Annotated in this window: 16 protein-coding genes and 1 pseudogene; 4 read left to right on the top strand and 13 right to left on the bottom strand. The window is 74.8% G+C overall.

Annotated features, from left to right (window positions below):
* Positions 1-247: 247 nt before the first annotated feature.
* The 4 genes from M0638_RS04090 to M0638_RS04075 are packed head-to-tail and all read left to right on the top strand — an operon-like array spanning position 248 to position 4,507.
* Positions 248-2,539 carry a lytic transglycosylase domain-containing protein gene (locus tag M0638_RS04090; RefSeq protein ID WP_248665685.1) on the top strand — a complete coding sequence of 764 codons (2,292 nt, stop codon included), beginning with the start codon at positions 248-250 and terminating at the stop codon, positions 2,537-2,539.
* A complete protein-coding gene (locus M0638_RS04085) occupies positions 2,539-3,528 on the top strand; it encodes an alpha/beta fold hydrolase (RefSeq protein WP_248665684.1) in 990 nt (329 codons plus the stop codon). The genes M0638_RS04090 and M0638_RS04085 overlap by 1 nt, the downstream gene beginning before the upstream one ends.
* A complete protein-coding gene (locus M0638_RS04080) occupies positions 3,525-4,013 on the top strand; it encodes a phosphatidylglycerophosphatase A family protein (protein ID WP_248665683.1) in 489 nt (162 codons plus the stop codon). The genes M0638_RS04085 and M0638_RS04080 overlap by 4 nt, the downstream gene beginning before the upstream one ends.
* Positions 4,013-4,507 carry a CinA family protein gene (locus M0638_RS04075; protein WP_248665682.1) on the top strand — a complete coding sequence of 165 codons (495 nt, stop codon included), beginning with the start codon at positions 4,013-4,015 and terminating at the stop codon, positions 4,505-4,507. Before M0638_RS04080 ends, M0638_RS04075 begins: the two co-directional genes overlap by 1 nt.
* A 28-nt stretch (positions 4,508-4,535) precedes the next feature.
* Here the strand turns inward: M0638_RS04075 and M0638_RS04070 are convergent, their stop codons facing one another.
* The 13 genes and pseudogenes from M0638_RS04070 to M0638_RS04010 all read right to left on the bottom strand — a co-directional run bounded on the left by M0638_RS04070 (position 4,536) and on the right by M0638_RS04010 (position 19,476).
* Positions 4,536-5,735: a hypothetical protein gene (locus tag M0638_RS04070; protein ID WP_248665681.1), complete on the bottom strand. Its 1,200-nt coding sequence runs from the start codon at positions 5,733-5,735 to the stop codon at positions 4,536-4,538.
* A gap of 151 nt (positions 5,736-5,886) precedes the next feature.
* On the bottom strand, positions 5,887-6,954 hold the full coding sequence (locus M0638_RS04065; protein WP_248665680.1) for a threonine aldolase family protein: 1,068 nt from the start codon (positions 6,952-6,954) through the stop codon (positions 5,887-5,889).
* A 150-nt stretch (positions 6,955-7,104) separates the two neighbouring features.
* Positions 7,105-7,761: a glutathione S-transferase family protein gene (locus M0638_RS04060; protein ID WP_248665679.1), complete on the bottom strand. Its 657-nt coding sequence runs from the start codon at positions 7,759-7,761 to the stop codon at positions 7,105-7,107.
* A gap of 82 nt (positions 7,762-7,843) precedes the next feature.
* Entirely contained in the window at positions 7,844-8,326 is a 483-nt protein-coding gene (locus M0638_RS04055) for a type II toxin-antitoxin system RatA family toxin (protein ID WP_248665678.1), read from the bottom strand.
* Between the two features lie 174 nt (positions 8,327-8,500).
* Positions 8,501-9,562 (bottom strand): annotated as a pseudogene (gene lipA / locus M0638_RS04050) (lipoyl synthase); the annotation flags it as partial.
* Positions 9,563-9,772: 210 nt separating this feature from the next.
* Positions 9,773-11,170 (bottom strand): dihydrolipoyl dehydrogenase, encoded by a 1,398-nt coding sequence (gene lpdA / locus M0638_RS04045; protein ID WP_248665677.1) that lies wholly within the window; start codon positions 11,168-11,170, stop codon positions 9,773-9,775.
* Positions 11,171-11,332: 162 nt separating this feature from the next.
* Positions 11,333-11,833, bottom strand: a complete 501-nt coding sequence (locus M0638_RS04040; RefSeq protein WP_248665676.1) for a GNAT family N-acetyltransferase — start codon at positions 11,831-11,833, stop codon at positions 11,333-11,335.
* Between the two features lie 25 nt (positions 11,834-11,858).
* Positions 11,859-13,271, bottom strand: coding sequence for a pyruvate dehydrogenase complex dihydrolipoamide acetyltransferase (locus tag M0638_RS04035; protein ID WP_248665675.1), 1,413 nt, complete (start codon positions 13,269-13,271; stop codon positions 11,859-11,861).
* Positions 13,272-13,297: 26 nt separating this feature from the next.
* On the bottom strand, positions 13,298-14,731 hold the full coding sequence (locus tag M0638_RS04030) for a pyruvate dehydrogenase complex E1 component subunit beta (RefSeq protein ID WP_248665674.1): 1,434 nt from the start codon (positions 14,729-14,731) through the stop codon (positions 13,298-13,300).
* Between the two features lies 1 nt (position 14,732).
* Positions 14,733-15,695, bottom strand: coding sequence for a pyruvate dehydrogenase (acetyl-transferring) E1 component subunit alpha (gene pdhA, locus M0638_RS04025; protein ID WP_248665673.1), 963 nt, complete (start codon positions 15,693-15,695; stop codon positions 14,733-14,735).
* Positions 15,696-16,265: 570 nt separating this feature from the next.
* On the bottom strand, positions 16,266-16,595 hold the full coding sequence (locus tag M0638_RS04020) for an FtsB family cell division protein (protein WP_248665672.1): 330 nt from the start codon (positions 16,593-16,595) through the stop codon (positions 16,266-16,268).
* A gap of 412 nt (positions 16,596-17,007) precedes the next feature.
* Positions 17,008-18,285 carry a phosphopyruvate hydratase gene (gene eno / locus M0638_RS04015; protein ID WP_248665671.1) on the bottom strand — a complete coding sequence of 426 codons (1,278 nt, stop codon included), beginning with the start codon at positions 18,283-18,285 and terminating at the stop codon, positions 17,008-17,010.
* 261 nt (positions 18,286-18,546) lie between these two features.
* Positions 18,547-19,476: a hypothetical protein gene (locus M0638_RS04010; RefSeq protein ID WP_248665670.1), complete on the bottom strand. Its 930-nt coding sequence runs from the start codon at positions 19,474-19,476 to the stop codon at positions 18,547-18,549.
* Between the last annotated feature and the right edge of the window lie 118 nt (positions 19,477-19,594).

Raw genomic sequence — 19,594 nt, 5'->3', positions numbered from 1 at the left:
CCATTCCCGGCCGCGTCGTCCGATGCCGCCCGGCGACGGGCCTGGCATCGCTCCCCCCTCGCGGGCAGGAATGCCCGCCCGCCGGGCCGCCCCTCGAACCGGCCATGCGCCGCCCCACATCCCTCGTGCCGAGCGCCGCGCGCCCCGGCCGTGGCTTGCGCCGGGGGCCGCCCCTCCGGTAACCGGACGGGGACGGCCGGCGCGGTAGCCCCGCGGCGACGGGGACCGGTCCACCGGGGAGCAACGCATGCGCCGCATCGCAGGAGGTCACGGACCACGCCCCGGCCCGGCACGTCGGGCGGCACCGGCCGCGCTCCTGTCGCTTCTCCTCCTGTCCGGCCTCCCCGGCCCCGCCGCCGCCCAGCCCTGGGCCTCGGAGAGCGAGCGCCTCGCCGGCCGCCAGGCCCTCGCCGCCGCCGCCGCCGGCCGCTGGATCGAGGCGGACAGCGTCGCCCTCGCCGCCGACCCGCTGGTGCGCAAGCTCGTCACCTGGCAGCGCCTGCTCGCCCGCGCCGCCACGCCCGTACCGCCGCTGGCGCAGTTCAACGCCTTCGCCGCCGCCAACCCCGACTGGCCGCTGGCCGACGCCCTCGCCCTGCGCGCCGAGGCGGCCGCCATGGCCGATCCCGACGATTCCGCCGTGCTGCACTGGTACGCGACGCACGCGCCGCGCACCCTGGACGGCGCCCAGCGCTACGCCGACGCGCTGCGCCGCGCCGGCCGCGACGAATCCGTCGTGGCCCCCGTGCTCCGCGCCGCCTGGACGGATGCCGCCGCGGACGCCGCGTCCGAGGCCAATTTCGCCGCCCGCAACGCCGCCCTCCTCACCCCCGAGGACGAGTGGCAACGCTTCGATCGCCTCGCCTTCGGCCGCGACGCCGCCGCCGCCACCCGGCAGGCCGCCCGGCTCGACCCGGCGCGCCGCCCCGTCGCCGAGCTGCGCCTCGCCCTCGCCGCCGGTCGCGCGGACCCCGCGCCGGTCGTCGCCCGGCTGCCGGCCTCGCCCGATCCCGGCCTGCTCTACGAGCTGGCCCGCGCCCTGCGCCGCGCCGAGCAGGACCAGGCCGCCGCCGCCCTCTGGCACCGGGCCGGCCCCGCCCCGGCCGGCGAGCGCGGCCGCCTCTTCTGGGCGGAGCGGCAGGTCCTCGCCCGCAAGCTGCTGCGCAAGGGGGAGCCCGGCCTCGCCTGCGCGGTCGCCGCCGGCCACGGCATCGCCGAGCCGGGCGCGGACCGCCAGGAGGCCGAGTTCCTGGCCGGCTTCATCGCGCTGCGCCGCCTCAACGACCCGGCCCGCGCCCTCCGCCACTTCGCCGCCATCGCCGAGGGCAGCCAGTCCGCCATCACCCGCGCCCGCGCCGCCTACTGGCGCGGCCGCGCCGCCGCCGCGATGCTCGACTCCGAAGGCGCCCGGGCCGCCTGGAGCGAGGCCGCCGGCTACCCCCTCACCTACTACGGACAGCTCGCCTCGCTGGCGCTGCGCGAGACGCCCGCGCAGCTCGCCGCCCGGATCCGCGCCGTCGTCGCCCCCGAACCCACCGCCGCCCAGGCCGAGCGGTTCGAGGAGGGAGAGCTGGCCCGCGCCGTCCGCACCCTCGCCGATCTCGGCGCCGCCGCCCGCGCCCGGCCCTTCCTCCTGCGCCTGGAGGCGCTGGCCGCCACCCCGGCCGAGAAGCGCCTGCCCGCGCGGCTCGCCCTCGCGACCGGCCGGCCCGACCATGCGGTCTGGGTGTCGCGCCGCGCCGCGATCGCCGGGCTGGTGCTGCCCGAGGAAGGCTGGCCCGCCCCCTTCCCGCTGCCGGTCGCCTCGCCCGAGCCGGCGCTGATCCTCGGCATCACCCGCCAGGAGAGCAATTTCGACCCCGAGGCCGTCTCCTCCTCCAACGCGCGCGGCCTGATGCAGCTTCTCCCCACCACCGCGCAGGAGGTCGCGCGCCAGCTCGGCCTGCCGCACCGCACGGCGATGCTGACCGCCGACCCCGCGCACAACATGCGCCTCGGCGCCGCCTATCTCGACCAGATGCTCGCCCGCTTCGCCGGCGCCCTGCCGCTCGCCGTCGCCGCCTACAATGCCGGCCCGCGCCGGGTGGACGAATGGCTGCTCACCTACGGCGACCCGCGCGGCAGCGGCCTCATGGTGGCCTCGGCCGACCCCGTCCCGTCCCCGGGCGTCCCTCCCGGGCCCGCAGCGGTCCCGGCCGGAGCGGCATCGGGAGCGGCGTCGGGCGCGGCGTCGGGGACGACACCGGGCGCCACTCCCGGGGCGACGCCGGGGACGGCACCGGTCGCGTCGCCGATGGCCGCCCCGGCCGGGACCGACGCCATGCCCGCCCCGCCCGCCGCCGACGTCACCGTCGACATGATCGACTGGATCGAGCAGATCCCCTTCGGCGAGACGCGCAACTACGTCCAGCGCGTGGTGGAGAACGTCGTGGTCTACCGCACGCGCGACCCCGGCCCGGCCGCCCCGGACTCCCCACAGACCTCCCCGACTCCTCCCCCGGCCCATCCCCTCGCCCGCTACCTGCCGGCCGGCCGCTGATGCCCCCCCCCGCCGACGCGGCGCCTGTTCCGCGACCCGTCCCGACCCCGCGCACCCCGCCGGCCGCGCCCCCCGCCCCTCTTGCCAGCCCCCCCGCCAGCTCTCTGGCCGGCTCTCCCCGTAGCCGCCCCCCGGCGCCGCGCGCCGTCTCCTTCGCCGCCCGGGACGGGCTGCGCCTGGCCGCGCTGGACTGGGAGGGCCCGCCCGCGGGAACCCGCACGCCGATCCTCTGCCTGCCCGGCCTCTGCCGCACCGCGCACGACTACGAGCCCCTCGCCGCGCGGCATGCCGGCCGGCGCCGGGTCGTCGCGCTCGACTATGCCGGCCACGGCGATTCCGCCCGTGCCGACAGCCTCGCCCGCTACAGCCCCGAGCAGGCGCTGCGCGACGTGCTGGACGCGACGGCGGCGCTCGGCCTCGCGCGGGTCGCGCTGGTCGGCACCAGCTTCGGCGGCATCCTCGCCATGGTGCTCGCCGCCTTCCGGCCGCGCCTGCTCGCCGCCGTGGCGCTGAACGACATCGGGCCGCGCATCGAGCCGCAGGGGCGCGATTCCGTGCGGGACTTCGTCGGCCACGACCCGGCCGCGATCAGCCTGGAGGCGGCGGCCGAATTCCTGCGCGAGCGCCTGCCGCCCCTCGGCATCGCCGACGCCGCCGGCTGGCGCCGCATGGCCGGGCTCACCTACGCCCTCGGGCCGGACGGGCGCTGGCACCCGCGCTGGGACACGCGCATCGCCGAGGTCACCGGCGACGGCGCCGCCGCGCTGGAGCCGGTGCTCTGGGGCTGCTTCGGCGCCCTCGCCCACCTGCCCCTGCTGCTGGTGCACGGCGAGGCGAGCCGCCTGCTCTCCGCCGACACGGTGGCGCGGATGCGACGGATGCGGCCCGACATGACCCTGGTCCAGCTCCCCGGCATCGGCCACGCGCCGCTGCTGTCGGAGCCGGAATCGATCCGCGCCCTGGATGCCTTCCTGGACGACGTGGCGTGACGCCGCTCCGCCTCGCGGCGTCGCTCGGCGGCATCGGCATGGCCCGCCGCGCGCCGGGCACCTGGGGTTCCCTCGCGGTGCTGCCGCTCGGCCTGCTCGCCGTGGAGTGGCGGCTGCTGCTCGCCGGCCTGTTCGCGGCGGTCGGCTGGTGGGTGGTCCGCGCCCTGCTCCGGCGCAGCCACCTCGCCGACGCGGACCCGGCCTGGGTGGTGATCGACGAGGCGGCCGGCCAGATGCTCGCCCTCGCCGCCCTGCCCGCCCACCCGACGGGCTTCGGCATCGCGCTGGCCTTCCTGCTGTTCCGGCTGTTCGACATCGCCAAGCCCGGCCCGGTGGGCTGGGCGGACCGGCTGCACGGCGCCACCGGCGTGATCCTGGACGACCTCGTCGCCGGCGCCATCGCCGGGGCCCTGCTGCTGGGCTACGGCCTGCTCCTGCCGCCGCAGGACCCGCCGGCCTTCTTCCATCTCGGAGTGCTGCGCTGATGCTGCCCGACACGACGCTGGAACAGGCCCGCGCGCTGCTCGAACTGCTGCGCGAACGCGGCATGACCATCGCCACCGCCGAGAGCTGCACGGGCGGCCTGATCGCCGCCGCGCTCACCGCCATCCCCGGCTCCTCGGACAGCGTGGTGGGCGGCTTCGTGACCTACTCGAACCAGGCCAAGGTCTCGATGCTCGGCGTCCCGCCCGGCGTGCTGGCCGGGGTCGGCGCGGTGAGCGAGGCGGTGGCGCGGCGCATGGCGGAATCCGCCGCCGGGCGCGGCGGCGCCGATATCGGGGTGAGCTGCACCGGCATCGCCGGGCCGGGTGGCGCCACGGAGACCAAGCCGGTCGGTCTCGTCTTCATCGGCGCGGCGCGGCGCGGCGGCACCGCCTTGGTGGAGCGCCACGTCTTGCCCGGCGACCGCGCGGCGGTGCGCGCCGCCACGGTGGCGGCGGCGCTATCGCTGGTCGAGGCGATGCTGCGGGAGGGCTGAGGCCGGGCGCGGGAACGCGGGGCCCGCCTCATCCCCACCAGCGCCGCACCGCCGAACGCAGCGCCCAGGCCGCCTCCCAGGCGGCCGGCGGCACCCCCGGCCGCAGCACCACGCCGAACTCGCGGCACACCTCGTCCAGCAGCGCCGCCACCGCCGCCTCGCCCGTCTCCTCCCCCGTCTCCTTCCCCGTCTCCTTCCCCTGGGCGGCAATCTCGTTGACCGGCCGCTCCGGCGCCTCCGCCACCCGCTCCGTCCAGGGCGCCCCCTGCCACGCCATCCGCGCGAAGCGGGCATTGCTCCCGGCGTAGCGTTCCGACAGGCGCCGCCGCGCCGCCGGCGTGACGCCCTGGAACGGCACCGCGTCCAGCCCCGCCTCCCGCGCCCGGCGCGCGACGAAGCGCGTGGCCTCGCGCGCCGCGTCGCCCAGCGCCACCCGCCCCCCGCCGGCCGCCAGCCGGCGCGACACCGCCACCGCCACCGGCCCCGGGCTGCGGTTCTTGCGACGGTGCAGCTCCGCCGGCGTGAGCAGCGGCAGCACCCGGTCGCCCAGGCCGACCGCCTCCAGCATGCGCGCCACGGCCGGCGTGTCGGCACCCGGGTCGCGCAGCCCGACCGCGTGCACCCGGCCGGCGGCGGCGGCGTGCCAGGGCTCCAGCAACGCGGCGTAGTCCAGCACCCGCGCCCCCTCGCGCGCGGCGAGCCAGGCCGCGAAGCCGCGCCGCTCGCGCAGGAATTGCGTCGCATGGGTGTAGAGCGAGTTCAGCTGCTCGGCCTGCGGCTTGACCGTGACCAGCACCTCCATGGCGCAGCCCGCCTCCGCCAGCACGTCGCGCAGCAGCGCCGGCACGCCGCGCCGGGGCGGGATCTCGGCCAGCTTCTCGTAGGAGAGCAGCAGCGTGTCGGCCCGGCTGGCGCGCAGGGCGGCGCGCAGCAGGTCCAGCAGCTCCGTCCGCTCGCGCGCCGGCCGCCGCCCGTCCAGCGCCTCGCCGAGATGCTGGTGGCTGAGATGCGGCGCCGCGGCGGAGCGCGGCGTGAGGTCGGGATAGAGGATCCCCGCTTCCGTCAGCCCGGACCGGTGCGCCGCCAGCGCGCCCTGCAGGCTGGTGGTGGCGGTACGCGACATGCCGACATGGATGATGGCGCGGCGCATCCCGGACAGGCCCTCGTTCGCCCGGCCGCCATGCCGCCACACCGGCCCGGCCGCCTGAAGTAAAATAATGTAATCCATCGCGACGCGTGCCGCGCGGCCGGCGACGCCGGCACACCGGGCCGGCCCCCACGGGCCGGCCCCCACGGCCCGCCAACGGGTCGGGTCCGCCCGCGCGGCGGCCGCGGCCCGACCCCCGCCTTGCGGTGATGTCCGGGGCCGCCCTGGCTCCTCAGCCCCGGCCCAGCACCTCGCGCGCCGCGCCCAGCGCCTCCTCCACCTCGGCGCGCGACACGTCGAGATGCAGGCAGGCGCGCAGCCGCCCGCCCAGGCCGCTCACCAGGATGCCGCGCAGGCGCAGCGCCGACTGGAGGTCGGCGGCGCTCATCCCCGCCCCGGCCGGGTCGAAGAACACCAGGTTGGTGTCCGGCCGCTCCACCGCGACGCCCGGGATCGCCGCCAGCCCCTCGGCCAGCAGGCGGGCATTGGCGTGGTCCTCGGCCAGCCGCTCGACGTGATGGTCCAGCGCGTACAGGCACGCCGCCGCGATCACCCCCGCCTGCCGCATCGCCCCGCCCAGCCGCTGCTTCCAGCGCCAGGCCGCGTCGATGAATTCCGCCGAGCCCGCCAGCACCGCGCCCACCGGCGCGCCCAGCCCCTTGGTGAAGTCCAGCCACACGCTGTCGTAGCGCGCCGCCATGGTGGCCGCGTCGATGCCCGAGGCGACCGTCGCGTTCAGCAGCCGCGCGCCGTCCATGTGCGTCGCCATGCCCGCCTCGTGCGCGACGTCGGCCACCGCGTTGAGCTGGTCGAGCGGCCAGATCGTGCCGCCGCCGATGTTGGCGGTCTGCTCCACCTCCAGCAGGGTCTGCGGCGGCGAGTGGCGCCGCTTCACGCGCAGCGCGGCACGCACCGCCTCCGCGTCGAACAGCCCGCGCGGGCCGCGCAGCGGCGTGATCTGCACCCCCGCCAGCGCGCCGTGCGCGCCGCCCTCGCTGGTCAGGATGTGGCAGGTCTCGTGGCCGAGGATCTCGTCGCCCGGCCGGCAATGCGTCAGCACGGCGGCGACGTTGCACATGGTGCCGGAGGGCAGGAACAGCGCCGCCTCCTTGCCCAGCAGCGCCGCCATCCGGTCCTGGAGCCGGTTCACCGTCGGGTCGTCGCCGTTCTGCTCGTCGCCGACCTCGGCCATCGCCATGGCCTCGCGCATGCCCCGCGTCGGGCGCGTCTGGGTGTCGGAATAGAGGTTGATGCGCACGGGCGGCGCGCCGGGCGGCGGCGGGTTCGGGGCATGGACCATGCGGCGAAGCCTTTCGGTGCGGGGCGCCCGCCGCCCGGATGGCGGCCGCACGGCGCGCATGCGCGAGGCGGGGAGGCCACGCCGCACGCGCCTCCCGCAATGCCCCCGCGGCCGCGCCCGCGCAACCCCGGGCTGGCGGGCGCGCCCGGCTCAGCCCTCCAGCCCCCGCCCGCCGAAATGCTTCGCCCAGACCGGCGCGATGGCCGGCCGCGCCGCCACCCGCCGCACCAGCGCCGAGACGCGCGGATGCTCCACCGGATTGGTCGCCTGCCCCCGCGTCCATTGCGACAGCACGGCGACGTAGATGTCCGCCACCGAGAATCGCGTGCCCAGCACGAACGGATCGGGCGCCGCGTTGTCCTCCACCACGCGCCACACCGCGCGGCCCATCTCCAGCGCCCGCGCGCGGATCGAGGGCGCATGCGCGGGGTCGTCGCTGAAGCGTTCCGGATAGTCGTAGCGGGTCACGCACGGGTAGAACTCGCCGGCCAGCAGCGCCATCCAGCGCAGCGCCTTCGCCCGACCCGGATCGCCCGAGGGACCGTCCGGCGGCGGCAGCAGCCCGGCCTCCGGATGCCGGTCGCAAAGCGTCAGCAGCACGGCGAGCGACTCCGTCACCACCGTGCCGTCGGGCAGGACCAGCGTCGGCACCCGCCCCATCGGGTTCAGCGCGCGGTATTCCGCCGCGAGTTGCGCCTCGCCGGCGAGCGGCACGTCGCGCAGTTCGACCGGCGCGCCGATCTCGGCCAGCGCCATTTCCGCCGTCGCGGAGCCGGAGCCGATGTCGCCGTAGAGGACGTATCCCATGGCCGCATCCTGCCGGCTCCGGCGCGCCGTCGGCCAACGCAAGGCCGTGATGCGCCGGCCCGGCCCCGCCGACGCGGGCCGCTCAGCCGCTGGTGGCGGGCGACCCGGCCGGCGCCGCCGCGGCGGCGCCGTTGTTGCGCCCGTAGAGCTGCATCGCCCGCCGCTCGAAGGCGCGCACCATCAGCCGCACCGCCTCGTTGAACACCACGCCGATCGCCGCCTGCAGCAGGCGCGAGCGGAACTCGAAGTCGACGAAGAACTGCACCTCCGTGCCGCCCTCGCGCGGCAGGAAGCGCCAGTGGTTGTTCAGGTAGCGGAAGGGCCCGTTCTCGTACTGCACGTGGACGTGGTGCGGCCGGTCCAGCGCCACCCGGCTGCGGAAGGTCTCGCGGAAGATCTTGAAGCCGATGGTCAGGTCGGCGAGCAGCTCCGTCTCGGTGCGGCTGACGATGCGGGCGCCGACGCACCAGGGCAGGAATTCCGGGTAGCGGCGCACATCCGCCACCAGGTCGAAGAGCTGCTCCGGCGAGTAGCGCAGGAAGCGGGTTTCGGCATGGGTCGGCATGGTTCAGGGCGAACGCGTCGTCGCGGCGTCGGGTTGCGGCGCGGCGGCGGGCGGCACCGGCCCGGCCCCCGCTGCCCCGGCCCCTGATGCCCCACTCTCCGCTGCCCCGGTCTCCACCGCTTTGGCCGCCCCCCCGGCCTCCGGCCCGTCGGCCCTTCCGGCCGCCCTGCGCGCCAGCGCCGCCTCGCGCGCCGCCCGCAGCGCCGCGAAGTCCCGGTCGGCATGGTAGGAGGAACGGGTCAGCGGCGTCGCGGAAACGAGAAGAAAACCCTTGGCCCGCGCCATGCCGGCATGGTCGGCGAACTCGTCCGGCGTCACGAAGCGGTCCACCGCCGCGTGCTTCACGGTGGGCTGGAGGTACTGCCCGAGGGTGAGGAAATCCACCTCCGCCGAGCGCAGGTCGTCCATCACCTGCATCACCTCCATCCGCTCCTCGCCCAGCCCGAGCATCATGCCGGACTTGGTGAAGATCGAGGGATCGAGCTGCTTCACCCGGTCGAGCAGCCGCAGCGAGTGGTAGTAGCGCGCCCCCGGCCGGATGGTCGGATAGAGGCGCGGCACCGTCTCCAGGTTGTGGTTGAACACGTCCGGCCGCGCCGCCACCACCACCTCCAGCGCGCCGTCCTTGCGCAGGAAGTCGGGCGTCAGCACCTCGATCGTCGTCTCCGGCGCCGCCCGGCGCAGCGCCGCGATGGTGTGCGCGAAATGCGCGGCGCCGCCGTCGCGCAGGTCGTCGCGATCGACCGAGGTGACCACCACGTGCCGCAGCGCCAGCTTGGCCACCGCGTCCGCCACCCGGTTCGGCTCGTCCGCGTCCAGCGGCCTCGGCATCCCGGTCGCGACGTTGCAGAAGGAGCAGGCGCGCGTGCAGGTCTCGCCCATGATCATCATGGTGGCGTGGCGCTGCGACCAGCACTCGCCGATGTTCGGGCAGGCCGCCTCCTCGCACACCGTGACGAGGCGGTTGTCGCGCATCAGGTTGCGCGTCTCGTGGTAGATCGGGTGGGTCGGCGCCTTGACGCGGATCCAGTCCGGCTTGCGCTTGATCGGGTTGTCGGGCCGGCGCGCCTTCTCCGGGTGGCGCAGCGCGGCCGCCCCCTCCGCGGCGCGCGGCGCCGCCGCCGGCCCGCCGCCAGCCGCCGCGACGCCTTCGCCGCCGCCGGCAGCCGCGCCGTCGGCCTTGGGTGCGGCGGCCGCGCCGCCGACGCGATGATCCACCAGGATGCGAGTAGCCATTCCGGCCCGGTCCCGTTTGCCGGACCGGCGCCCCGCCGCGCCGCATCGCGCGGAACCGGGACGCCGGCCCTGATTGCAGCCGTCTATGCCACCCCGCGCCCGGCGCCGCCAGCGGGGCACCCCCGCCGGCCCATCGGACCCGGCCCATCGAACAGGGCCCATCGGACAGGGCACGCCCCCCGAAGGGGGGGTGGGGGTGGGTACAGGTCCCTAGATGTGGATCACCCGGCCATAGGCATCAAGCACCGCCTCGTGCATCGCCTCGGAGATGGTGGGGTGCGGGAAGACGGTGTGCATCAGCTCCGCCTCGGTGCTCTCCAGGGTGCGGGCGATGGTGTAGCCCTGGATCATCTCCGTCACCTCGGCGCCGACCATGTGCGCGCCGAGCAGCTCGCCGGTCTTCGCGTCGAACACCGTCTTCACCAGCCCCTCCGGCTCGCCCATGGCGATGGCCTTGCCGTTGCCGATGAAGGGGAAGCGCCCGACCTTCACCTCGTGGCCCAGCTCCTTCGCCTTCGCCTCGGTCAGCCCCACCGAGGCGACCTGCGGCCGGCAGTAGGTGCAGCCCGGGATGTTGGTCACGTCCATCGGGTGCACGTGCAGCCCGGCGATCGCCTCGACGCAGAGCACGCCCTCGTGGCTCGCCTTGTGCGCCAGCCAGGGCGGCCCGGCCAGGTCGCCGATCGCGTACACGCCGGGCTCGCCGGTGCGGCAGTACTCGTCGATCACCACATGGGTGCGGTCGACCTTCACCGCCGTCCCCTCCAGGCCGATATCCTCGACGTTGCCGACGATGCCGACCGCCGAGATCAGCCGCTCGGCGGTGATGTCCTGCACCTTGCCGCCGGCCTCGACCGTCACCGTCACGCTGTCGGCACCCTTCCTGGTGCCCTGGATGCGGGCCGAGGTGACGATCTTCATCCCCTGCTTCTCCAGCGCCTTGCGCGCGAAGGCGGAGATCTCGGCATCCTCCACCGGCAGGATGCGGTCCATCACCTCGATCACGGTCACCGCGGCGCCCATGTTGAGGTAGAAGCTCGCGAACTCGATGCCGATGGCGCCCGACCCCACCACGATCAGCGATTTCGGCATGGCGGGCGGCACCATCGCCTCGCGGTAGGTCCAGATCAGCCTGCCGTCCGGCTCCATCCCCGGCAGCACCCGCGCCCGCGCGCCGGTCGCCAGGATGATGTGCTTCGCGGCGAGGTCCGCCACCGGCTTGCCGTCCTTGGTGACGGCGACCTTCCCCTTCCCGGCCAGCTTCCCCTGCCCGTCGAACACCGTGACCTTGTTCTTCTTCAGCAGGTGCTTGACGCCGTTGGAGAGCTGGTTCGCCACGGCGCGGGAGCGCTTGACCACCTTCTGCGCGTCGAAGCGGATGTTGTCGGCGGCGAAGCCGTAGGCGTCCAGCGTGTGCAGCAGGTGGTTGATCTCGGAGGAACGCAGCAGCGCCTTGGTCGGGATGCAGCCCCAGTTGAGGCAGATGCCGCCGAGGTTCTCGCGCTCCACCACGGCGGTCCTCATGCCGAGCTGCGACGCGCGGATCGCCGCGACGTAGCCGCCCGGCCCGCCGCCGAGGATGATGAGGTCGAAGGATTGCTCGGCCATGCCCGGCCCTCCGTCAAAGGTTGCGCGGTCAACAGGGACGGGGGACGCCGGGCGCGCGGCGGTGCGCCGCGCGGCAGCCGGGCCGCCCGTCTCCTTGCACATCGGCACGCATCGGCCCGGCCGCACGCGGCGGCGCGGGCGATCCTCCGGCCGGCGGGGCCGCTAGCCCCCGGCCAGCTTCTCCAGCGCCGCGCCGGTCAGCGTCATCTCCTGCCACTCGGCATTCGGCGCGCCGCCGCAGGCGCGGTAGAAGCGCAGCCCCGGCTCGTTCCAGCGCAGCACGCGCCAGCCGAGCCCGGTGCCGCCCTCCGCCTTCACCCGGCGCGCCAGCTCCGCGAACAGCGCCCGCCCGACGCCGAGCCGCCGCTGGTCCGGCAGCACGAACAGGTCCTCCAGCCAGAAGCCGTGCCGGCCGGAGAAGGTGCTGAAGGTCTCGTGCCAGATCGCCATGCCGATCGGGACCGGACCGGCATCGTCCCGCCGCTCGGCGATGATCGCCCGCAGCAGGTTGCGCTCCAGCGCCGCGGCGAGCGCCTTCTCGTCCGAGACGCAGCGATGCGCCAGCCGCTCGAACACGGCCAGCTCGCGCACCAGCGCCAGCAGGACCGGCGCGTCGGCCGGCGCCGCGTCGCGCAGGGTGAAGGTGGCGGCCCCTTCCGTCACGGCTCGGCCCTCATGGCTTGATCCCCTACAGCATCAGGCTGAGCGGATCCTCGACGATCACCTTGAACGCGGCCAGCCATTCCGCCGCCAGCGCCCCGTCGATCACGCGGTGGTCAACCGAGAGCGTGCAGGTCATCACCGTCGCGATCGCCAGCGCCCCGTCCCTGACCACCGGCCGCTGCTCGCCCGCGCCGACCGCCAGGATGCCGGCCTGCGGCGGGTTGATGATCGCGGCGAAGTCCCGCACCCCGTACATGCCCATGTTGGAGATGGAGAAGCCGCCGCCCTGGAACTCCTCGGGCTTGAGCTTGCCGGCCTTGGCGCGGGCGCCGAGGTCCTTCATCTCGTTGCTGATCGCGGCCAGGCCCTTCTGGTCGGCGCGTCGCACGATCGGGGTGATGAGCCCGTCCGGGATCGAGACGGCGACCGAGATGTCCACGTCCTGGTACTGCAGGATCGCCTCGTCGCTCCAGGAGGCGTTGACCTTCGGGATCCGCCGCAGCGTCACCGCCGCCGCCTTGATGATGAGGTCGTTCACCGAGAGCTTGAAGGCGCCCGGTCCCTCCTTCGGCGCTCGGGCGTTCAGGTCGGCGCGCAGCTTCAGCAGCGCGTCGAGCTGGATGTCCATCGCGACGTAGAAATGCGGGATGGTGGACTTCGCCTCGGCCAGCCGGCGCGCGATCACCTTGCGCATCGAGCTGTTCGGGATCGGCGTGTGCGGCGCCGTGATGACCGGCGCGAGCGCCTTCGGGGCGGGCGCCGGGGCCGGGGCCGGCGCGGCGGCCGGCTTCGGGGCCTCGGCCGCGGGCTGCGCCGCCGGCGCCGGGCCGCGCGACAGCGCCGCCTCGATGTCCGACTTCACGATCCGCCCGTTCGGGCCGCTGCCCGCGACGCCGCCGAGGTCGAGGCCGGCCTGCTGCGCCATGCGTCGCGCCAGCGGCGAGGCGAAGACCCGTTCGCCCCCCTTGTCGTGGCCGTTCGCCGCCGGTGCCGGGGCGGCGGCGGGCTGGGAAGCCGGCTTCGGCGCCTGGACCGGCTGCGACGCCGCCCCCGCCACCTTGCCGCCGGACGCCGCCACCCCGGCCTCGGCCGCGGCGGCCGAGGCGGACTGGCCGGGCTCGGGCGCCTCGGAGCCGCCCGGCGCCGGCGCCTTGGCGGCGGCGGGGCCGGAGGGTGCGCCGGACGGCACGGCCTCGCCCGCCTCCACCAGCACGGCGATCGGCGCGTTGACCTTCACGCCCTCGGTGCCGTCCGGCACCAGGATCTTGCCGAGCACGCCCTCGTCGACCGCCTCGACCTCCATGGTCGCCTTGTCGGTCTCGATCTCGGCGATCACGTCGCCGGACCGGACGGTGTCGCCTTCCTTCTTGAGCCAGCGGGCGAGCGTCCCCTCCGTCATGGTGGGGCTCAGCGCCGGCATCAGGATGTTGGTCGCCATCTGCGCGTTTCCCTTTCCCGCCCGGCCTACTTGTAGGTCACGGTCTTCACCGCCTCGACCACGTGGTCGAGGGTCGGCAGGGCCAGCTTCTCCAGGTTGGCGGCGTAGGGCATCGGCACGTCGGCGCCGTGCACGCGCACCGGCGGCGCGTCGAGATGGTCGAAGGCGGTCTCCATGATCTGCATCGCGACCTCGGCGCCGATGCCGGCGAAGGGCCAGCCCTCCTCGACCGTGACGAGGCGGTTGGTCTTCTGCACCGAGCGGGCGATGGTCTCGGTGTCCATCGGGCGGATGGTGCGCAGGTTCACCACCTCGGCCTCGATGCCCTCCTTGGCCAGCGCCTCGGCCGCCTGCATCGCGAGGCCCACCATGATCGAGAAGGCGACGATGGTGACGTCCCTGCCCTCGCGCTCCACCTTGGCCTTGCCGATCGGCAGCACGAAGTCCTCGTCGGTCGGGCACTCGAAGGTCTGCCCGTAGAGGATCTCGTTCTCCAGCACGATCACCGGGTTGGGGTCGCGGATCGCGGCGCGCAGCAGCCCCTTCGCGTCCGCCGCCGACCACGGCGCCACCACCTTCAGGCCCGGCAGGTGGCCGTACCAGCTCGCATAGCACTGGCTGTGCTGGGCGGCCACGCGCGCCGCGGCGCCGTTCGGCCCGCGGAAGACGATCGGGCAGCCCATCTGGCCGCCGCTCATGTAGAGCGTCTTGGCCGCCGAGTTGACGATCTGGTCGATCGCCTGCATGGCGAAGTTGAAGGTCATGAACTCGACGATCGGCTTGAGTCCGGTCAGCGCGGCACCCACCGCCATGCCGGTGAAGCCGTGCTCGGTGATCGGCGTGTCGATCACCCGGCGCGGCCCGAACTCGTCGAGCAACCCCTGGCTGATCTTGTAGGCGCCCTGGTACTGGGCGACCTCCTCGCCCATCAGGAACACGTCCTTGTCGGCGCGCATCTCGGCCGCCATGGCGTCGCGCAGCGCCTCGCGCACCGTGATCGGGCGGGTCGGGCCCCAGTCCTTCTCGGGCTCCTGCGCCGGCGCCTTCGGCTGCGCCGCGGCCTCGGGCCGCCCGGCGGCGCCCTTCTCGGCCACCTTCGCGTGGTCCTCGGCCTCCTTGGCGACCTGCCCGGTCCGGCCGGGCTGCCCGGCGGCGGGCGGCGCGGGATGCGTCGGCGCGGCGCCGTCGCTGCCCGGCGCGGTGGGCTGCGAGACCTCGCCGCCGCCGTCGAGCTCGGCGATCGGGCTGTTGACGGAGACGCCCTCGGTGCCCTCGGGCACCAGGATCCTCGTCAGCCTGCCCTCGTCGACCGCCTCGACCTCCATGGTCGCCTTGTCGGTCTCGATCTCGGCGATCACGTCGCCGGACTTCACCTCGTCGCCTTCATTCTTCAGCCAGCGCGAGAGCTTGCCCTCCGTCATGGTGGGGCTGAGTGCCGGCATCAGGATCTGCACGCCCATCTCAGCGGGTCTCCACCAGCACGTCGGTCCAGAGTTCCTTGGGGTCGGGCTCGGGCGAGGTCTGGGCGAATTCCGCCGCCTCGGCCACGATCGCCTTCACCTCGTCGTCGATCTTCTTGAGGTCCGCCTCGGCGACGCCCTGCGCCAGCAGCGCCTTGCGGGCGGTCTCGATGCAGTCGTGCGTCTCGCGCATCTTCTGCACCTCCTCGCGCGTGCGGTACTTCGCGGGGTCGGACATGGAGTGGCCGCGGTAGCGGTAGGTCTTCATCTCCAGCAGGTACGGGCCGTTGCCCTCGCGGCAATGCGCCACGGCGACCTCGCCCGCCGCCTTCACGGCGGTGACGTCCATGCCGTCCACCTGCATCCCCGGGATGCCCCAGGGCGAGCCGTTCTTCGACAGGTCGTGCGAGGCCGAGGCGCGCTCCACGCTCGTGCCCATGCCGTACTTGTTGTTCTCGATGATGTAGACCACCGGCAGCTTCATCAGCGCGGCGAGGTTGAAGCTCTCGTAGACCTGCCCCTGGTTCGAGGCGCCCTCGCCGAAGTAGGTGAGCGAGACGCCCCGGTTCTCGCGGTACCAGTTGGCGAAGGCGAGGCCGGTGCCGAGGCTGACCTGGGCGCCGACGATGCCGTGCCCGCCGTAGAACCCCTTCTCGCGGCTGAACATGTGCATCGAGCCGCCCTTGCCGCGCGAGTACCCGCCCTCGCGCCCGGTCAGCTCGGCCATCACGCCGCGCGCCTCCATGCCGGTGGCCAGCATGTGCCCGTGGTCGCGGTAGGAGGTGATCACCTGGTCGCCCGGCTGCAGGCAGGCCTGCATGCCCACCACCACCGCCTCCTGGCCGATGTAGAGGTGGCAGAAGCCGCCGATCAGTCCCATGCCGTAGAGCTGGCCGGCCTTCTCCTCGAAGCGGCGGATCAGGAGCATGTCCCGGTAGGCCTGCTGCAGCTGGTCTCGCGTCATGGCTGGTTCCTTGCCCGGATTGCCGGTGGGGCTGCCCGAGGGACTGCCGGAGCGGGATCGGCGCTTCGGGGTGGTGTCGGCCGCCTGCGCCATCCGGGCATCTCCATGCGCTGTCCCGAGGGCGCACTTACGCACCTGCCGTGCGTTGCGCAAGCGGGTGGAGGCGCCAAACCCTTATGTTGCAACGCAATAGACGAAATAACCACATTCGGGTTATCCGCCCTGGCACCGAAACGTCGCCCGACTCGGGCCCGTCTTCGGAACCTCCGCGAATCGTTCCTTTACCAGCACGAAAAGCGGCGCGATGCGCCCGCGCGGAGGCTGCATGCCACCGTCAGGAAAGCCTGGAGCGGATCGCCGGAGGGCGGCTACGCCCGGAGGCGTGAATCCACGCCGGGAACAACGGGCTACAGCGAACCGCAGTCCCAACCGGACTGCGGTTCGCTGTAGCCCGTCCCCGACCCATGGCAGGTGCCCGGCGGCCCGCGACTCCGGCGCCTGCCCCGTCGCCCGTGTCGCCCCGCGCGCGCGGGTCGCAGGGCGCGGGCGGCCCGACCCGCCGCCGGCCGCTCAGTAGAGGCGCCGGCCCGCCTCGTAGGGGATCACGATGTCGTCGTGGCCCACTAGGTTCAGCCGCGCCCGCGCCCGCTCGTCGAGCTGGTCGCGGTCCAGCCGGTTGGCGCGCAGACCGTTCACCCGCCGCTCCAGCGCGTCGCGCTCCGCCTCGGCCTGGGCAAGCTCCACCCTGGCCTGGCGGATCTCCTCCATCCGGCGCTCGTAGGCGATCAGCCCGCGGTCGCCATGGACGACATGCCAGCCGAAATAGAAGGACAGTCCGACGAAGACCATCGGCAGCGCGGCCTCGCGCACACGCCGCTTCAATTCGCGTCCCAGCGACATCGAGCCACTCCCCCGGCAGTTCGGCGCGGCCGTGCTCCCCCCGGAAACGGCATCGCGGCGGCAGGCTGCGGCAGCGGCGGGGCGGCAGGCAAGGCGGGATCGGGCCCGCCCGCGATTGCGCGCCGCGCTGTTGCCGCGCCGCGTCACCCGCGCGTCGCCAGCTACGGCGAACCGCGGTCCGGTCGGGGCTGCGCTTCGCCGTAGCTCGTCGTTCTCGGCGCGGATTCACGCCGCCGGGCGTGTCCGCCCGCCGGCGATCCGCTCTGGGCCGGGCGGACGCGCCCACCCCGGCGCGGGCGGCCCGAGGACTGCCCGGCCTGCCGCCTGCGCGCGCGGGCCGCCGGCGCAGCCCCGCCACGAGCGTGGCGCCGATCGTCACCACTGCCGCCCGCGCGGGCGGCAGGCGCTCCGCTCAGCGGCGCAGGATGCCCCGCCCGGCGTAGCGCGCGGCCGGGCCCAGGCCCTGCTCGATGCGGATCAGCTGGTTGTACTTGGCCAGACGGTCCGAGCGGCTGAGCGAGCCGGTCTTGATCTGCCCGCAATTGGTCGCCACGGCGAGGTCGGCGATGGTCGCGTCCTCGGTCTCGCCCGAGCGGTGGCTCATCACCGCCGTGTAGCCGGCGCGGTGCGCCGTCTCCACCGCCTCCAGCGTCTCGGTCAGCGTGCCGATCTGGTTCACCTTCACCAGGATCGAGTTGCCCACGCCCGCCTTGATGCCCTGGCGCAGCCGCTCCGGGTTGGTCACGAACAGGTCGTCGCCCACGAGCTGCACGGTCCTGCCCAGCTTGTCCGTCAGCAGCTTCCACCCGTCCCAGTCGTCCTCGGCGCAGCCATCCTCGATCGAGATGATCGGCCACTTGGCGCAGAGCGCCGCGAGGTAGTCCACCATGCCGCCGGCATCGAGCGTCTTGCCCTCGCCCTCCATCGCGTACTTGCCGTCGTGGAAGAACTCGGTGGAGGCGCAGTCGAGCGCGAACATCACCTCCTCGCCCGGCTTGTAGCCGGCCTTCTCGCAGGCCTTGGCGATGAAGGAGAGCGCCTCGTCGGCCGACTTCAGGTTCGGGGCGAAGCCGCCCTCGTCGCCGACGTTGGTGTTGTGCCCGGCATCGTGCAGCGCCTTCTTCAGCGCCGCGAACACCTCGGCGCCGACCCGCACCGCGTCGGCCTCGGTGCCGGCATCCACCGGCATGATCATGAATTCCTGGATGTCGATCGGGTTGTCCGCGTGCTTGCCGCCGTTGATGATGTTCATCATCGGCACCGGCAGGGTGCGCGCGAACACGCCGCCGACGTAGCGGTAGAGCGGCAGCCCCAGCTCCGCCGCCGCCGCCTTGGCGGTGGCGAGCGAGACGGCCAGGATCGCGTTGGCGCCGAGCCGCGCCTTGTTCGGCGTGCCGTCCAGCTCGATCATCGCCTCGTCGAGCTTGACCTGCTCGAAGGCGTCGAGGCCGGAGAGGGCGTCGAAGATCTCGCCCTCCACGTTGGCGATCGCCTTCTGCACGCCCTTGCCGCCGTAGCGGGACTTGTCGCCGTCGCGCAGCTCGACCGCCTCGTGCGCGCCCGTCGAGGCCCCGGAGGGCACCGCCGCCCGCCCCTCGGCCCCGCTCTCCAGCACCACGTCCACCTCGACGGTGGGGTTGCCGCGGGAATCGAGGACCTCGCGCGCGGTGATGTCGGCGATGACGCTCATGAAGTGTCTCCGGTTTGGCTCTGGCCGCGAATACGGCCCCGGAGGCACCGAGGGCAACCCCGTTCTGCCGGTTGTGGCAACGACGGGCCGGGCAACCCTCAATCGTGGCCCGCGCGGCCCGGCCGCCGGCCGCCTTCCCTCCGGGGGCACGCCCCCGGGAACGCGCCCCGGGCGCGCCCCGGCCCGGGGACCGCTTCCCGAGGACCGCGCCCCTCGCAGGCCGCCCCGGGCGGCCCCTTTCTCCCCCGGGGCCCCGGCGCCCTACTCCTCCTCGGGCCGCTCCAGGCGCGGCTGCACCTGCCAGAGCCGCTCCACCGCCTGCTGCAGCGCCGCCGTGTTCGCCGCCACCTGCCCGGCATCGCCGCGCGCCAGCCCGTCATCGGCCTGCGCGATCCGGTCGAGCACCGCCGCCACCTCGCGCAGCGCCCCCTGCTCGGGGTCCTCGCTGCGCGCCTGCGCCACCATCTCGTAGGCGCGGTAGCGGTCCATGCGGCTGGCGCGCGGGTCGTTGCGGATCGACTCCAGCAGCGCCGTCCGGTCCGCCGCCACCTGGTCGCGCCGCGCCCGGATCGTGCCGCGCAGCCCCTGCCCCGTCTGCTCGCCGACCACCGCCTTGAGCAGCGCCACCACCGCCTGGATCTGCCCGTCCCGCTCCGCCGCCAGCGCCCGCGGGCCGACATTGCCGGCGGGCGCCGCCGCGACGGCCGGGATGGCGGCCAGCCCGGCGCCGCGCACCGGCTCCGGGATGGCGCGGCCGCTGGCGGTCTCGTAGGCCGCCAGGGCGGCGGCGGCGCGGGCGCCCAGCGCGGCGGCGTCCACCGGCACCGGCTCGGCGCCCGGCTCGCGGCCGAGCGCCGCGAGGTTCTGGGTATAGGCGGCCAGCGCCTCGAAGCTCACCTCGAAGAGCTGCCGCGTCGCCTCGGCCGCGCCGCCGCGCGGGGCGGCCGAGGCCGGGCCGGCGCCACGCCGCCGCGACGCCGGCCCGGCGCTGAAGGCGATGGCCTCGGCCTCGTGGTCGGCGCGGCGCTCGAACCCGGCCAGCCGCCCGAGCGTGGCGTCGATCGCCGACTCCGCCTCCTGCATGGCCTCGGCGTAGCGGGCGACGTCGCTCTCCGCCGCCCGCCCGCCCGGCATGGCGCAGCCGGCGAGCAGCAGGGTGGAAAGGGCCATGGCGGGGCCGATCAGGCGCAAGGGCGTCTCTCCCGGTTGGACCCCGTGGAAACATCGGCGGGGCGGCTTCCTGCGCGGCACGGTAATGCACGCGCAGGGTGGGTCAATTTACCTGTCCGCAACGCGTGGGCGGCGCCGG

Origin of the sequence: Roseomonas acroporae (assembly GCF_023223525.1) — a bacterium.
Classification (GTDB): domain Bacteria; phylum Pseudomonadota; class Alphaproteobacteria; order Acetobacterales; family Acetobacteraceae; genus Roseomonas_E; species Roseomonas_E acroporae.
This window is presented reverse-complemented; position numbering and strand designations above follow the sequence as displayed.

Coding starts and splice junctions, on each gene's coding strand:
- M0638_RS04090 (WP_248665685.1), top strand. CDS start 248: ATGCGCCGCATCGCAGGAGGTCACGGACCACGCCCCGGCCCGGCACGT.
- M0638_RS04085 (WP_248665684.1), top strand. CDS start 2,539: ATGCCCCCCCCCGCCGACGCGGCGCCTGTTCCGCGACCCGTCCCGACC.
- M0638_RS04075 (WP_248665682.1), top strand. CDS start 4,013: ATGCTGCCCGACACGACGCTGGAACAGGCCCGCGCGCTGCTCGAACTG.
- M0638_RS04070 (WP_248665681.1), bottom strand. CDS start 5,735: ATGGATTACATTATTTTACTTCAGGCGGCCGGGCCGGTGTGGCGGCAT.
- M0638_RS04065 (WP_248665680.1), bottom strand. CDS start 6,954: ATGGTCCATGCCCCGAACCCGCCGCCGCCCGGCGCGCCGCCCGTGCGC.
- M0638_RS04060 (WP_248665679.1), bottom strand. CDS start 7,761: ATGGGATACGTCCTCTACGGCGACATCGGCTCCGGCTCCGCGACGGCG.
- M0638_RS04055 (WP_248665678.1), bottom strand. CDS start 8,326: ATGCCGACCCATGCCGAAACCCGCTTCCTGCGCTACTCGCCGGAGCAG.
- lpdA (WP_248665677.1), bottom strand. CDS start 11,170: ATGGCCGAGCAATCCTTCGACCTCATCATCCTCGGCGGCGGGCCGGGC.
- M0638_RS04035 (WP_248665675.1), bottom strand. CDS start 13,271: ATGGCGACCAACATCCTGATGCCGGCGCTGAGCCCCACCATGACGGAG.
- M0638_RS04030 (WP_248665674.1), bottom strand. CDS start 14,731: ATGGGCGTGCAGATCCTGATGCCGGCACTCAGCCCCACCATGACGGAG.
- pdhA (WP_248665673.1), bottom strand. CDS start 15,695: ATGACGCGAGACCAGCTGCAGCAGGCCTACCGGGACATGCTCCTGATC.
- M0638_RS04020 (WP_248665672.1), bottom strand. CDS start 16,595: ATGTCGCTGGGACGCGAATTGAAGCGGCGTGTGCGCGAGGCCGCGCTG.
- eno (WP_248665671.1), bottom strand. CDS start 18,285: ATGAGCGTCATCGCCGACATCACCGCGCGCGAGGTCCTCGATTCCCGC.